This window comes from Azonexus sp. IMCC34842 (genome assembly GCF_050368855.1).
Taxonomy (GTDB): domain Bacteria; phylum Pseudomonadota; class Gammaproteobacteria; order Burkholderiales; family Rhodocyclaceae; genus Azonexus; species Azonexus denitrificans_A.
The window spans coordinates 3,638,725-3,652,500 of the sequence record NZ_CP178449.1; the positions used below are offsets into that span (position 1 = coordinate 3,638,725).

Annotated in this window: 12 protein-coding genes (1 of these 12 only partly in view); 6 read left to right on the plus strand and 6 right to left on the minus strand. The window is 60.9% G+C overall.

Annotation, left to right across the window (positions count from 1 at the left end):
* Window positions 1-95: 95 nt before the first annotated feature.
* Window positions 96-3,359 (minus strand): fused isobutyryl-CoA mutase/GTPase IcmF, encoded by a 3,264-nt coding sequence (gene icmF, locus ACLIKD_RS17270; RefSeq protein WP_428825993.1) that lies wholly within the window; start codon window positions 3,357-3,359, stop codon window positions 96-98.
* A 142-nt stretch (window positions 3,360-3,501) separates the two neighbouring features.
* Here icmF and ACLIKD_RS17275 point away from each other — a divergent pair, with 142 nt between their 5' ends.
* Window positions 3,502-4,581, plus strand: coding sequence for an AraC family transcriptional regulator (locus tag ACLIKD_RS17275; RefSeq protein WP_428825994.1), 1,080 nt, complete (start codon window positions 3,502-3,504; stop codon window positions 4,579-4,581).
* 38 nt (window positions 4,582-4,619) lie between these two features.
* On the opposite strand, the gene ACLIKD_RS17280 is transcribed toward ACLIKD_RS17275, so the two are convergent.
* The gene (locus tag ACLIKD_RS17280) at window positions 4,620-5,378 is read right to left on the minus strand and encodes a TerC family protein (protein ID WP_428825995.1); all 759 of its coding nucleotides are present in this window, start codon (window positions 5,376-5,378) and stop codon (window positions 4,620-4,622) included.
* 326 nt (window positions 5,379-5,704) lie between these two features.
* Here ACLIKD_RS17280 and ACLIKD_RS17285 point away from each other — a divergent pair, with 326 nt between their 5' ends.
* On the plus strand, window positions 5,705-6,445 hold the full coding sequence (locus ACLIKD_RS17285) for a PEP-CTERM sorting domain-containing protein (protein WP_428825996.1): 741 nt from the start codon (window positions 5,705-5,707) through the stop codon (window positions 6,443-6,445).
* Between the two features lie 114 nt (window positions 6,446-6,559).
* Here the strand turns inward: ACLIKD_RS17285 and gpmI are convergent, their stop codons facing one another.
* Complete coding sequence (gene gpmI / locus ACLIKD_RS17290) at window positions 6,560-8,200, minus strand: 2,3-bisphosphoglycerate-independent phosphoglycerate mutase (protein ID WP_428825997.1); 1,641 nt, start codon at window positions 8,198-8,200, stop codon at window positions 6,560-6,562.
* Between the two features lie 278 nt (window positions 8,201-8,478).
* On the opposite strand from gpmI, the gene minC reads away from it, so the two are divergent.
* From minC to clpX, 4 genes are all read left to right on the plus strand, one after another.
* The gene (gene minC, locus ACLIKD_RS17295; protein ID WP_428825998.1) at window positions 8,479-9,252 is read left to right on the plus strand and encodes a septum site-determining protein MinC; all 774 of its coding nucleotides are present in this window, start codon (window positions 8,479-8,481) and stop codon (window positions 9,250-9,252) included.
* Between the two features lie 38 nt (window positions 9,253-9,290).
* Window positions 9,291-10,106, plus strand: a complete 816-nt coding sequence (gene minD, locus ACLIKD_RS17300; protein WP_226418068.1) for a septum site-determining protein MinD — start codon at window positions 9,291-9,293, stop codon at window positions 10,104-10,106.
* Window position 10,107: 1 nt separating this feature from the next.
* On the plus strand, window positions 10,108-10,365 hold the full coding sequence (gene minE, locus ACLIKD_RS17305) for a cell division topological specificity factor MinE (RefSeq protein WP_226418067.1): 258 nt from the start codon (window positions 10,108-10,110) through the stop codon (window positions 10,363-10,365).
* A gap of 81 nt (window positions 10,366-10,446) precedes the next feature.
* Window positions 10,447-11,448, plus strand: coding sequence for an ATP-dependent Clp protease ATP-binding subunit ClpX (clpX, locus tag ACLIKD_RS17310; protein WP_428825999.1), 1,002 nt, complete (start codon window positions 10,447-10,449; stop codon window positions 11,446-11,448).
* Window positions 11,449-11,510: 62 nt separating this feature from the next.
* On the opposite strand, the gene ACLIKD_RS17315 is transcribed toward clpX, so the two are convergent.
* The 3 genes in view from ACLIKD_RS17315 to ACLIKD_RS17325 are tightly spaced (at most 60 nt apart) and all read right to left on the minus strand, a layout consistent with a single transcriptional unit that may run on beyond the window.
* A complete protein-coding gene (locus tag ACLIKD_RS17315; protein ID WP_428826000.1) occupies window positions 11,511-12,752 on the minus strand; it encodes a hypothetical protein in 1,242 nt (413 codons plus the stop codon).
* Between the two features lie 12 nt (window positions 12,753-12,764).
* Window positions 12,765-13,520 carry a hypothetical protein gene (locus ACLIKD_RS17320; RefSeq protein ID WP_428826001.1) on the minus strand — a complete coding sequence of 252 codons (756 nt, stop codon included), beginning with the start codon at window positions 13,518-13,520 and terminating at the stop codon, window positions 12,765-12,767.
* Window positions 13,521-13,580: 60 nt separating this feature from the next.
* Window positions 13,581-13,776 carry the end of a hypothetical protein gene (locus ACLIKD_RS17325; protein ID WP_428826002.1) on the minus strand. 338 nt of this gene lie beyond the right edge of the window, so only the last 196 of its 534 coding nucleotides appear in the window; its start codon lies off the right edge, out of view; its stop codon occupies window positions 13,581-13,583.

The window sequence follows — 13,776 nt, forward strand, 5'->3', positions numbered from 1 at the left end:
CGCAAATAAAAACGGCGAGGTTCATCGCCTCGCCGTCCGTTTTGTCTCCGCCACCCTATCGGGTTCGGGTTGCTGTTCCCCTTTCGGGGGTTTCCTTACATGCTGCGCCGGTACTGGCCGCCAACTTCGTAGAGCGCGGTACTGATCTGGCCAAGCGAGCAACACTTCACCGCCTCGACCAGCACGGCGAAGACATTGCCGTCCTCGATCACCGTCTGCTTCAGTTTTTCCAGCATAGCCGGCGCCTGGGCCGCATTACGGGCCTGGAAGTCGCGCAAGCGCTTGATCTGCCCCTGCTTTTCCTCGTCGGTCGAACGGGCCAACTCGATTTCCTGCTGCGCCATGCCCTTCGGATTGAGGAAGGTATTGACACCGATGATCGGGTAGGAGCCGTCGTGTTTCTTGTGCTCGTAGAACATCGACTCTTCCTGGATCTTGCCACGCTGATAGCCGGTTTCCATGGCCCCGAGCACACCGCCACGCGAGGCGATGGCTTCGAATTCCTTCATCACGGCTTCCTCGACCAGATCGGTCAGTTCGTCGATGACGAAGGCGCCCTGGTTCGGGTTTTCGTTCTTGGCGACGCCCCACTCGCGGTTGATGATCAGCTGGATGGCCATGGCGCGTCGCACTGACTCTTCCGTCGGCGTCGTGATCGCTTCGTCGTAGGCATTGGTGTGCAGCGAGTTGCAGTTGTCGTAGATGGCGATCAGCGCCTGCAGCGTCGTGCGGATGTCGTTGAAGTCCATCTCCTGGGCGTGCAGCGAACGGCCAGAGGTCTGGATGTGGTACTTCAGCTTCTGGCTGCGCTCGTTGGCGCCGTACTTGTTCTTCATCGCAATCGCCCAGATGCGCCGGGCGACGCGGCCGATCACCGAGTATTCCGGGTCCATGCCGTTGGAGAAGAAGAAGGAGAGGTTCGGCGCGAAGTCGTCGATATGCATGCCGCGCGCCAGATAGCTCTCGACATAGGTGAAGCCGTTCGACAGCGTAAAGGCGAGCTGGCTGATCGGATTGGCCCCGGCTTCGGCGATGTGATAGCCGGAGATTGACACCGAGTAGAAGTTCTGCACCTGATTATGGACGAAGAATTCCTGGATATCGCCCATCATCTTCAGCGCGAATTCGGTCGAGAAGATGCAGGTATTCTGCCCCTGGTCTTCCTTCAGAATGTCGGCCTGCACGGTGCCGCGCACGTTCGCCAAAGTCCATTCGCGAATTTTCTCGGCTTCGTCCTCGGTCGGCTGGCGGCCGTTGTCCTTCACAAACTTGACCAGCTGCTGCTCGATGGCGGTATTGAAGAAACAGGCCAGGATGATCGGCGCCGGGCCGTTGATGGTCATCGACACCGAAGTGGTCGGGCAGACCAGATCGAAACCGTCGTAGAGCACCTTCATGTCGTCGAGCGTCGCGATCGAGACGCCGGAATTGCCGATCTTGCCGTAGATGTCCGGCCGTTCATCGGGGTCGCAGCCGTACAGCGTCACCGAGTCGAAAGCGGTTGAGAGACGATGCGCCGGCATGCCTTCGGAAACGCGCTTGAAGCGGCGGTTGGTGCGGAAGGCATCGCCCTCGCCGGCGAACATCCGGGTCGGATCCTCGCCCTCGCGCTTGAAGGCGAAGACGCCGGCGGTGTAGGGGAAGGAGCCGGGGACATTTTCCTTCATCAGGAAACGCAGGGTTTCGCCGTCATCGCCGAACTTCGGCAGGATCACCTTGCGGATCTTGGTGCCGGACAGCGATTCGGAGACCAGTTGGGTGCGGATTTCCTTGTCGCGGATCTTCACAACGTATTCGTCGCCGGCATAGGCGGCCACGGTGTCCGGCCACATGTCGAGCAGCTTTCTGGCCTTCGGATCGATTTCGCCATCTTTCCAGGCAATCATTTCGTCAAAGTCGGCGGTCGGCTTGTCGCAGCCTTTGAAGAGGGCGGCCGAAATGCTCAGCGACTGACGCTCGCGAGCCAGCTTGACCTGTTCGTCGGTGTGGGCGTGATAACCACGCACCGCATCGGCAATTTCGGCCAGATAGCGGACGCGCTGGGCCGGCACGATGGCGCGCTGGCTGGACGACTGCTTGACGGTAACCCGCGGCAGCTTGCCTTGCGCCAGTTGCAGACCCTTTTCGGCGAGAGTCGGGACCAGCGCCTGGTACAGCGCGGTCACCCCGTCATCGTTGAAACGGGCGGCCTGCGTGCCATACACCGGCATGTCGTCGGTCGGGGTGGTGAATAGCTCGCGGTTGCGCTGGTACTGCTTGCGGACATCGCGCAGCGCATCCTCAGAACCCTTGCGGTCGAACTTGTTGATCGCCACGAAATCGGCGAAATCGAGCATGTCGATCTTTTCCAGCTGCGAGGCGGCGCCGAACTCGGGTGTCATCACATACATCGAAATATCGACGAAGGGCACGATGGCTGCATTGCCCTGGCCGATACCAGAGGTTTCGACGATCACCAGATCGAAACCGGCCAGCTTGCAGGCAGCGATCACTTCGGGCAACGCGACGGAAATTTCGCTGCCGGTATCGCGGGTCGCCAGCGAACGCATGAAGATGTTCGGATGTTCGATGGCGTTCATCCGGATACGGTCGCCCAACAACGCACCGCCGGTGCGTTTGCGCGACGGGTCGATGGAAATCAGGCCAATCTTGACAGCATCGTTCTGGTCGAGGCGGAAGCGGCGGACCAGTTCGTCGGTCAGCGAGGACTTGCCGGCCCCGCCGGTACCGGTGATGCCGAGCACCGGCACGGTCAACGCCGCGGCGGCCTTGAGCAAGGGCTCCTTGAGCGCCGGCGCCTCGCCGTTTTCCAGCAGCGTGATCAGGCGGGCCAGCAGGCGTTTGTCACCAGCTTTGAGACCGGCCAGCGCCTCGTCGGCCGTCGGCACACCGTCTTCAGCCAGATCGAAGTCGGCGTTCTGCACGACCTCGTTGATCATGCCCTGCAAGCCCATATGGACGCCATCTTCCGGCGCATAGATGCGGGTCACGCCATAAGCATGCAACTCCTTAATTTCGGATGGCACGATGACGCCGCCGCCGCCACCGAAGACCTTGATGTTCTCGCCGCCATTGGCTTTCAGCAGATCGATCATGTACTTGAAGAACTCGACGTGGCCGCCCTGATACGAGGTAATGCAGATGCCCTGGGCGTCTTCCTGCAGCGCGGCATTGACGATTTCCTGCACCGAGCGGTTATGGCCGAGGTGGATCACCTCGGCGCCGGTCGATTGCAGGATGCGGCGCATGATGTTGATCGAGGCATCGTGACCATCGAACAGCGAGGCGGCGGTGACGAAACGCACCTTGTTTTTCGGCTTGTACGGGGAAAGCTTCTTGGCAACGGAAAGATCGGTCATGGGAGCGATGCCTCATCAAAACTGGGGAAAGGCGCCATGGTATGCCGCTTTATCGACCATGCCATTGTCGCGAATGACGATAATCGTGCAAATTCCGCCAAGGTGATAAAGTGCTGCGGTCGTCCACTTGGGAACAGCATCAATGCTGCATCGCACCAATCCGAACGCCCCGATGCGCAGCCAAACCACTGTCGCCATGGGCTTTGTCACCGGCATGCTGGCCGGACTGCAGCGCCAGGGCAGAAACCCGGCCCCGCTGCTGGCCGCCACCGATATCGATATTGCAGACACCGCCAGCCGGATTCCGATCGAGCGCTACGCCGCGCTCTACAACCGGATCAACCGCGAACTGGACGACGAGGGTTTCGGCCTGTTCGCCCAGCCGATGCGGATCGGCAGCTTCGAGTTCCTCTGCCGCGGCTGTATCAGCGCTCCGACCCTGGCCGAAGCGCTGCAGCGCGCCTGCCGCTTCCTGCACATCGTGCTGCCCGACCTGACGCTCAGCATCCGCCGTCACCACGGTCAGGCCGAACTGGTGATCAGCGAAAGCCGTCGGCTGGCCGTCGCCCCGGACGATCCGGGGCGCGTCTTCGCCTTCGAATGGCTGCTCCGTCTGCTGCACGGCTTGGCCTGCTGGCTGGCCGGGCGCGGCCTGGCGCTCGATAGCGTGATCTTTCCCTACCGCCGCCCGCCGCATTCAGCCGATTACGCCTTGATTTTCACCGAGGACTCCCGCTTCGCCCCGACCGTGCCGGGCGGCGTCGGAACGCTGGTCGCCAGCTTCAACGCCAACCTGCTCGACCTGCCGATCCGCCGCGACGAGGCGGCTCTCGCCAGCTTCCTCGACGGCGCCCCGGGCAAGCTGACCACCCTTTACCGGCGTGACCGGGAAATGGTCACCCGTGTCCGCGACCTGCTGCGTGCGGCTTTGCCAGAGACGCTCGGTCTCGACGAGATCGCCGACCGCCTGCACCTCTCACCGCGCACCATGCATCGTCGGCTGGAAGAGGAAGGCTCGAGTTTTCGCGCCATCAAGGACGCCTTGCGCCGCGACATGGCGCTGGCCCGGCTGACCAAAAGCCGCGATCCCATCGCCCAGGTCGCCGCCGACCTCGGCTATGCCGACACCTCGGCCTTCTATCGGGCTTTTGTCGAATGGACGGGGATGGCGCCGGCCCATTACCGGCAGAAATGGGCCGGCAAGCTGGCCGGATCAAGCTAACGCCTGCCGCACCGTCAGGCGCGGCAGGCCAGGAGCGCTTAGGTAGACTCGGTTTCGCGCACGTAAGGCTCGCGCAGATCGACCGGCTTGATGCCCTTCTTGCGCATGCGGATGTTGAGCATTTCGACACCGACCGAGAAGGCCATGGCGAAATAGATGTAACCCTTCGGCACATGATGGCCGAAGCCGTCGGCGATCAGCACGACGCCGACGACGACCAGGAAGGACAGCGCCAGCATCTTGATCGTCGGGTGATTGGTGACGAATTCGCCGATCGAGCGGGCAAACAGCATCATCAGACCGACCGAGGCGACCACCGCGGCGATCATCACGCCGACCTGGCTGACCATGCCGACGGCGGTAATGATCGAATCCAGCGAGAAAACCAGGTCGATGACGATGATCTGGGCGATGACGCCGGCGAAGCTCGACGCCACCTTGCGCGACTCGCCGCCCTCCTCGCCCTCGAGCAACTGGTGCACCTCGCCGGTACTCTTCCAGATCAGGAACAGGCCGCCGGCAATCAGGATCAGGTCGCGCCCGGAGACGGCAAAGTCGAACAGCGTCAACACCGGCTCAGTCAGTCCGACAATCCACGACAGGACCAGCAGCAGGCCGATACGCATGAACATCGCGAGAAACAGGCCGAGGCGCCGGGCCAGCTCCTGTTTCTCCTTGGCCAGCTTGTCGACCAGAATCGAGATGAAAATGATGTTGTCGATACCGAGCACCAGTTCCAGCGCGGTCAACGTGAAGAAAGCAATCCAGATTTCGGGAGAAAGGAGTTGGTCGAACATAGGGATCTCGCCTGAAGACAATTCAAGGCGGAGATTGTAGCGAGGCCGGCATACATCGAAACACCCGCATTCCCAACAGCGATACTCTGAAAATAACGAAGTATCACTCGCAACTGCGTGGCAAAGATGTGAGAAACAGTCGTCGCCTCGTGACAGAACGCTCGCTCCGATCGCACATCTGATTGCTGTCGAATTTCTTTACACAATACTTGATCATCATCGCCAACCGCATATCGAATCAATAACCTGCATTGTGGCCCGATTTATGCTTTAACACAGAAACCAATTCCAAACCGAGACGGTTTGACTAATCAAGGGGGTTTACAATGTTCAAGAGATCATCACGGTCACTGCTTTTTTCAGCAGCACTTCTCGGCTGCAGCGGAGCAGCCCTTGCTGCTCCAGTCACCTACTATGGAGTGGATACCACCCCAGGTGGCGTTGTTCCGGTAGGTGGCAACGCCGTAACTGCCCGCACCAACTTCCTGAATGGCCTGACCTCGGTCGGCAATGAAAGCTTCTCAGCTTTCGCCAATGGTCAATCGTCTCCGCTGACACTCTCATTCCCGGGCTCATCCGGCAATCTGAGTGCGACACTGAGCTCCATCGGCGGCACAGTTATCGCGACGAACAGCAATCCCGTCGGCCAATTCTCAACATCGCCCTCAATGCATCTGGATGCCGGCTTCGGCTCCACCCTGTCAATCAACTTTCTGCTCAATCCAATCTCGGCTTTCGGCTTCTACGGCACAGATATTTCCGATAGCGGTGGCGACCTCGTCGTCTCCCTGACCGACACACTGAACAATGTCACCACTTTCAATATCATCCAGAATGCGGGCGGAATCAACGACGGCAATGTACTGTTCTGGGGCTTCATCGACACTGGCGTAACCTACTCCAACGTCTCCATTCGCAACACCAGCAGCAGCGACCGCTTCGGCTTCGACGACATGGTGATCGGCGACCGAGGACAAATCAACAATGTTCCCGAACCGGGCGCATTGCTGCTATTTGGTACCGCCCTGGCTGGCATGGTGCTCCGCCAGCGTCGCAAGGCCGCCTAAACAGCAGCTTCAGACCGGTAAGGACTGACCGCCGCATTTGGCACTTCAGTTACCCGCTCGGGGGAAAAGGGCATGCTACCTAACGGTACATGCCCTTTGTATTTGCAGATCAGCCTAACGGAAGTCGAGAAGACTCTCCTCCCAAGCCGGATGCTTCTCCAACCCCAACAGGTTGGCAACTGTGCCCGCTAGATTAGCCAGGCCGGCGGTGCCCATCTGCTTCAATCCCAACTTGCCGCCGCTCACCGTGTCGTAAAGAATCAGCGGCACCGGATTCAGCGTATGCGCCGTCTTCGCCTTAAAGCTGCCGTCCTTGTGCCGGGCCGGTTCCTTGGTCTTCTTGTCGAGTTCGTACATTTCATCGGCATTGCCGTGATCGGCGGTGATCAGCGCCACGCCGCCGGCCGCATCGACCGCCTGGAGCACCCGAGCCAATGACAGGTCGACCGCCTCGATAGCCATCGTTGCCGCGCGGAAATTGCCGGTGTGCCCGACCATGTCACCATTGGCGAAGTTGCAGCGCAAGGTCTTGTACTGGCCCGACTGCAGCGCGGCGATCATCGCGTCGGCGATTTCGGCCGCCTTCATCCACGGCCGCTGCTCGAAGGGGACGACATCGCTCGGCACTTCCTGCCAGGTTTCGCCCTCGAACTTGCCGGAGCGGTTGCCGTTCCAGAAATAGGTGACGTGGCCGAACTTCTGCGTTTCGGAACAGGCGAACTGGGTCAGGCCGGCCTTGCCGAACCATTCGCCCATGGTGTTGCGGATGGCCGGCGGGGCGACGAGAAAACGGGCCGGCAGCTTGAGGTCGCCGTCATATTGCAGCATGCCGGCGTAGGTGACGCGCGGCGTCCGAACCCGGTCGAACTTGTCGAACGCACTTTCCTCGAAGGCCCGGCTGATTTCGATGGCGCGATCGCCACGGAAATTGAAGAAAACAACCGAGTCGCCATCCTCGACGGTGCCGATCGCTTTGCCGTTCTCGCCAATGACGAAAGCCGGCAGGTCCTGGTCGATGGTGCCCGGATTCTGCTCGCGCAGGCCGTTGACCGCTGCAGTCGGATTGGCGAATTGCTGCCCCTCGCCGAGCACATGGGTTTTCCAGCCTTTTTCGACCATGCTCCAGTTGGCATCGTAACGATCCATCGTGATGAACTGCCGGCCGCCGCCGGAGGCGATCCGCGCATCGAAGCCGTCACCACTGATTTCGCCGAGAAAGGCCTCGAACGGCACGACGTAGTCGAGCGCGCTGGTTTCCGGCACGTCGCGGCCGTCGAGCAGCGCATGAATACGCACCGTCTTGACGCCTTCGGCCTTGGCCTGGACGACCATCGCCTTCAGGTGATCGATATGGCTATGCACGTTGCCGTCGGAGAACAGACCGATGAAATGCAGCACACCGCGCCCGGCCTTGGCGCCGGCAACGATCTGCTGCCAGGCCTCGCCCTGCCAGAGCGCCCCGCTGGCGATGGCATCGGCAACCAGTGATGCGCCCTGGCTATAGACCTGGCCGGCGCCGATGGCATTGTGGCCGACCTCGGAATTCCCCATGTCGTCGTCCGACGGCATGCCGACCGCGGTGCCGTGCGCCCGCAAGCGAATGTTCGGAAAATCGGCGAACAGGCGATCCAGGGTCGGCTTGCGGGCCGCCGCAATGGCGCTGCCCGCAGCGGATTGGGGAATGCCATAGCCGTCCATCACGATAATGACGACGGGGCCCGGAATGCCAGCGAAAGAAGAGAGCTTTTGTAGCATGGGAGAGGTTCCAGCAAGGGAAAATCGGGTTCGCATCGGTGACGCCGCAAACAACGGCGTCGCCGATAATTCAATCGAACCGACATTTTACCTTCGATCGCACAGGGTTCGGCGCGACAGAGGGAGGCACCAGAGCCATGCCGGTCACCGCAAAGCACATGCCATCGCAATTTTCATGGACCGTCAGGCGGCCTGGCAACGGCGTGAAATGGTCAATATTCATTCCTGCTGCCGGCCTGTGGGATAATCGCGACCTCTCCGCTAGACACGCAGCAGGCATGGCAAAAGATTCACCGATTCAGTTCAAGGGCACGACGCTCAAGATCATCCAGACTCAGCTCCGGACCACCGATTTCGCCACTTTGCATGCCGCACTGGGCGAACTGACCGGCAACAGCCCGGATTTCTTCGAGGACGAGCTGGCCGTGCTCGATTTCAGCAATGCCGAGGACCTGCCGGAAAGTGCCGACTGGGGGCAGATTTGCCAGCTGTTTCGCAGTTCGGGCCTGACCGCCGTGGCGACCCATGGCCTGCCGGAAGCACTGGCCGCCGCGGCATCTGCCGCCGGCCTGCCACCGCTCGGCCGCGATGCGCTGAGCCGGGCGCCGCGCGCCAAGCCGGCCGAACCGGCGCCGACGCCCGCGCCTGCCCCGGTTGCCGCGCCGCAAGAGCCGGCTCCGCCAGCGGCCCGCGAAGCGGCACCGAGCACCGTCACCCTCGACAAGCCACTGCGTTCCGGCCAGCGCTTCTATGCCCGCGGCAGCGACCTGATCGTCATGGCCATGGTCAGCGCCGGCGCCGAGGTCATCGCCGACGGCAACATCCATGTCTATGCCCCGCTGCGCGGCCGGGCCCTGGCTGGAGCCAGCGGCGACAAGACGGCACGCATTTTCACGACCAGCCTAGAAGCCGAACTGGTTTCCGTGGCCGGCCTGTACCGGACTTTCGAAGCAGGCGTCCCCGCCGAACTGGCGCGCCAGCCTGCCACCATCAGCCTGAGCGAAGAAGGCGGCGAAGCACGTCTGACCGTCGCGCCGCTGGCTCTCCGCTAACCAACCCATTCAAACAACCTATCCAAAGAGAAATCATCGTGACCAGAATCGTCGTCGTTACTTCCGGCAAGGGCGGGGTCGGCAAGACCACCACCAGCGCCAGCTTTTCCACAGGCCTGGCGCAACGCGGCTTCAAGACGGCCGTCATCGACTTCGACGTCGGCCTGCGCAACCTCGACCTGATCATGGGCTGCGAACGCCGCGTCGTCTATGACCTGATCAATGTCATCAACGGCGAAGCGACGCTGACCCAGGCGCTGATCAAGGACAAGCACTGCGACAACCTCTACGTGCTGCCCGCCTCGCAGACGCGCGATAAGGATGCGTTGTCCGAGGAAGGCGTCGAGAAGGTCATCAAGGAGCTGGAACATCAGGGCTTCGATTACATCGTCTGCGACTCGCCGGCCGGTATCGAATCCGGCGCCGTGATGGCACTGACTTTTGCCGACGAAGCGCTCGTCGTCACCAACCCGGAAGTCTCCTCGGTACGCGACTCCGACCGCATCCTCGGCATCCTGCAAGCAAAGTCGCGCCGCGCCATCGAAGGCCGCGAGGCGGTCAAGGAACACCTGCTCATCACGCGCTACAACCCGAATCGCGTCGAAGCCGGCGAAATGCTGTCCTACAAGGACATCCAGGAAATCCTGCGGGTGCCGATCATCGGCGTCATTCCGGAATCGGAAGAAGTGCTGCAGGCCTCCAACCAGGGCGCCCCGGTCATCCATCAAAAGGAAACCGATGCCGCCGAAGCCTACCAGGATGTAATCGCCCGCTTCCTCGGCGAAGACAAGCCGCTGCGCTTCGTCGATTTCGTCAAGCCGGGCCTGTTGAAGCGCCTGTTCGGAGGCAAGTGACATGTCGCTGCTTTCCATGCTCTTCGGCAACAAGCCGAAAACCGCCCATCTGGCCAAGGAGCGCCTGCAACTGATCATCGCCCATGAACGCGATGGCGGCGGCAGTAGCGCCAACTTCCTGCCCGACCTGCAGCGCGAACTGATCGCGGTGATCTCCAAGTACGTCAACGTAAACCCGGACGACATCCGCGTCTCGCTGGAAAAACAGGACCGCTACGAGGTACTGGAAGTCAATATCGTGCTACCGGAAAAGAACTGAACGGCGACGGCACGTCACCAGCCTTTACCGGGCACCCACATCGGGCATAGCATCGGGGCCTTCGGAATAGCGGAAGCCCTGATGCCCTCCCTTCTCAAACCCAGCGAAATCGTCCACCGGCTCGACGAGCATGTGATCGGCCAGGACAGCGCCAAGCGCACGCTTGCCGTCGCCATCTACACGCATTTCCGGCGGATGACAGCGAATGCCGCCCTCGACAGCGTCGAACTGAGCAAAAGCAACATCCTGCTGATCGGCCCGACCGGCACCGGCAAGACCCTGCTCTGCGAAACGCTGGCGCGCATTCTCGACGTGCCGTTCGTCACCGCCGATGCCACCTCGCTGGCCCAGACGCAATTCGTCGGCGACGAAATCGAAGCCATCCTGCACCGCCTGGTCGACCGGGCTGAAGGCGATCTGGCGCGCGCCCAGCGCGGTATCGTCTTCGTCGATGAAGTCGACAAGCTGAAAGCCATCGGCGGCCAGGCCCGTGCCACTTCGGGCGAAAGCGTCCAGCACGCCCTGCTCAAGATCATGGAAGGCGCCCCGGTCCGCCTCAGGGATGGCCGTCACATCGACACCACGCACATCCTGTTCATCTGTGGCGGCGCCTTCGTCGGGATGGAGCGCATCCTGACCAAGACGCATACCTTCGGCTTCATCTCGACTTCGGATGGCGACGACCAGCAGATCCTCGAACGCCTGAACGCCCGGATCAAGCCGACCGACCTGCTCGAATTCGGCCTGATCCCGGAATTCGCCGGCCGCCTGCCGATCGTCACCCGGCTGCATGACCTCAGTCAGGACATGCTGATCCGCATCATGACCGAGCCGCGCAACGCGCTGGCCAGGCAGTTCACTGCCATGCTGCAGGCTGATGGGGTGGAATTGCAGATCGAAACCGAAGTTTTCCGCCAAATCGCCGAACTGGCCATCGAATACAAGGCCGGGGCGCGCAGCCTGCGTGGCATCTTCGAGGAAATGATGACCGATGTGATCTATGCGATCCCGGACAATCCGGCGATCCGCCGCGTCACCATCCGCTCGCTGTTCGAGCCAGCCGAGCTGACGACGGCCGCCTGAGGCCTCACCGCGGCTCCCACCACCGCCGTCGGCGCAATCCTGAAAACAACCGGAAACAGCCGCTAGCGGCTGCTTCCCTTCCAGGCGCCAACGCAGTTTTGCTTGAAATACCGCAGGGCTCGCTCCATGAAGGCATCCGGCATCTGCGGGTCGTTGTCGGCCAGATGCACCTCGGCATCCGGCAACAAGTCCTGCAACCACATTGCCTTGAGATCTTCGCGCTGCTCGAATGGGGCGAAGTCATCGACGAATTTCAGCACGGCATTCGAATCGAATCCCTGCGCGCGGTAGGACTGGATAATCGCTTTCGCCTCTTTAAGCAGGGCACTGGCCTTAGCCGGATGTCCCGTGGCGACGTTGAGAAAAATGGTCGCCAGCACCGCCGGATCATCGGCGTTGCCTTTGGTAATCCGAACCCACTCCCGGGCAACGATTTTGTCGTAGGCCACGACATCCTCTTCCGCCACCTCACGGATGAAGAAAGCCCCTTGCGCTTCGGCGTGCAGGATTTCATCCGGTGATTTTTCCGTCGATTTGAGGCGCGGCACCACGTCGTCGATAAACCCCTGCATGGCCTGGCGGGTCAGTTCATCGAACGCCTCCGGGGCATCGCGCAGGAAGGAATCAAGCGCGGCCGGCCTGGGCTTGAAGGTCTTCTTGCGGAGCGTCCCGAGCAGCTCGACGAATTGGCTCTTTGACGGCATTTCCAGTGCTTTGCCGCCAATAAAGAGGACCAGCATCGCCGAACGAATGACTTCCTCGGCACTGAAATCCTCGTACTCGTCCTGCTCTACATTCATCTGACGGGCTAGCCAACGGGCAAAATCGATCCGCATCTGGTTGGCCTGGCATTGCCTAACCTGTTCCCGGTAGCTGGCAACACCGATCGGGAAAGCAAAGGATCGCTCATTGACGAACAGCTTCTGCGCCAGCGGATCGACTTTCCTTGAATGCAGGCTGGTTTCCCCGGGCATCGCATGCAAGCGCTTTAACATTTCCGAGCCGCCGCGCGAATGGGAGAGCAGCGAGTTGTCGCACAAGGAGATTGCTGCGGCACGCAAGTCGCCGTTCGCCGAGTCTTCCAGATAGAGGCTGATCAGGTTCGCCATCCGGGTCGCAGCACTCTCCAGATCGGTACGCAAATAAGCCGTGCCGAAATAGTCGGCAATCTGGACGATTCCCTTGGGCGCTTCCGCGGCCATCCGGCTCATGTTGTCCTGGGACAGAAGGCCTTGGTCGAGGCCGTAGCGAACGGCTTTCTCGAAGAATGGACGCGCATCGACAGTGGCAACTGATTTTGTCATTGGCTAGCTCCGTTACAGCGCCGATTCCTCTTCATCGGCCGAGGCGACGGTGCCTGGCCGACTCTCAATCACCGCGGTTTCCTCAAGATCTTCAACGCGATGCGCCAGACGATCACGCAAGGTAATGACGATCTGCTCAAAAATATCCGACAGCTCGTAGCGCAACAGCCAGGCGGTTTCCATCCAGTCATGGTCGGAGGTTTCCGAGCGCGTCACCTTGGGCCGCGAAGCGGTAATCGAGTCCCCTTCGTGGAGAGCCTCGTCGATTTCATGGATTTTCTCGTTAAGCCAGGAGATCGATCTCGATTCCAGGCCACGCTCGGCGTTATAGTCTTCCGAGAACTCGCCCGACATGGCAAATGCCAGCAGTTCGTCGTCCCGTTCGCCGAAGTAATTGGCCAGCACCTCGTAGCCGCCGTCCATCTCGCCGATCGCCTCAAGGTATTCGACGGTCAGCTCATCGTCGCGGTAGAGGACGGCATTCATCATGCCGCGCAAGGCGGCATGGGTTTCGTCACGGTAGCGGGATTCAAGAACGACAGCCCGGGCGAACTGATCCGGCGTTACCACCAGATTGACCACCGACTGCTTGGAGCCATCAAAGCCCCGCATGATGGCCAGCAGATCCTTTGGCGGAACATCATTGAGCACGGTGACCAAAGCATCATCGCCTTCGGTTTCGGCAATCGCGGCCAACGCCGTTTCTGCACCTTTCAGGTCGCCGGCGAGAATCAGTTGGGTTGTTCTAACTACGACTGGATGTGTCATGTCATGCCTTATTCAATGGATCGAATTCTGTATTGCGCCGGGATGCTAGTTGCCAATGAATCAAGACTTGAATGAGTCGAAGCCCTGCTCGGCCATCCAGTCGTCGCCCGCCTCGGCAAGGTCACGCCCCTCGTCATCGCCATCTTCCTCATCGTTTTTACCGCTCTCCGACTCCGACGGCTCGGCGACCGGTGCCGATGTGTCAAATTTGCGGATGAACTCCAGGCAGGCTGCCGTCACCATGAACAACTCGCCA

What these genes read in the sequence shown, in the direction of transcription:
- ACLIKD_RS17280 (WP_428825995.1), bottom strand. Translation starts at nt 5,378, where the DNA reads ATGTTCGACCAACTCCTTTCTCCCGAAATCTGGATTGCTTTCTTCACG.
- minE (WP_226418067.1), top strand. Translation starts at nt 10,108, where the DNA reads ATGTCGCTGCTTTCCATGCTCTTCGGCAACAAGCCGAAAACCGCCCAT.
- gpmI (WP_428825997.1), bottom strand. Translation starts at nt 8,200, where the DNA reads ATGCTACAAAAGCTCTCTTCTTTCGCTGGCATTCCGGGCCCCGTCGTC.
- ACLIKD_RS17275 (WP_428825994.1), top strand. Translation starts at nt 3,502, where the DNA reads ATGCTGCATCGCACCAATCCGAACGCCCCGATGCGCAGCCAAACCACT.
- clpX (WP_428825999.1), top strand. Translation starts at nt 10,447, where the DNA reads ATGCCCTCCCTTCTCAAACCCAGCGAAATCGTCCACCGGCTCGACGAG.
- ACLIKD_RS17285 (WP_428825996.1), top strand. Translation starts at nt 5,705, where the DNA reads ATGTTCAAGAGATCATCACGGTCACTGCTTTTTTCAGCAGCACTTCTC.
- ACLIKD_RS17320 (WP_428826001.1), bottom strand. Translation starts at nt 13,520, where the DNA reads ATGACACATCCAGTCGTAGTTAGAACAACCCAACTGATTCTCGCCGGC.
- minC (WP_428825998.1), top strand. Translation starts at nt 8,479, where the DNA reads ATGGCAAAAGATTCACCGATTCAGTTCAAGGGCACGACGCTCAAGATC.
- ACLIKD_RS17315 (WP_428826000.1), bottom strand. Translation starts at nt 12,752, where the DNA reads ATGACAAAATCAGTTGCCACTGTCGATGCGCGTCCATTCTTCGAGAAA.
- icmF (WP_428825993.1), bottom strand. Translation starts at nt 3,359, where the DNA reads ATGACCGATCTTTCCGTTGCCAAGAAGCTTTCCCCGTACAAGCCGAAA.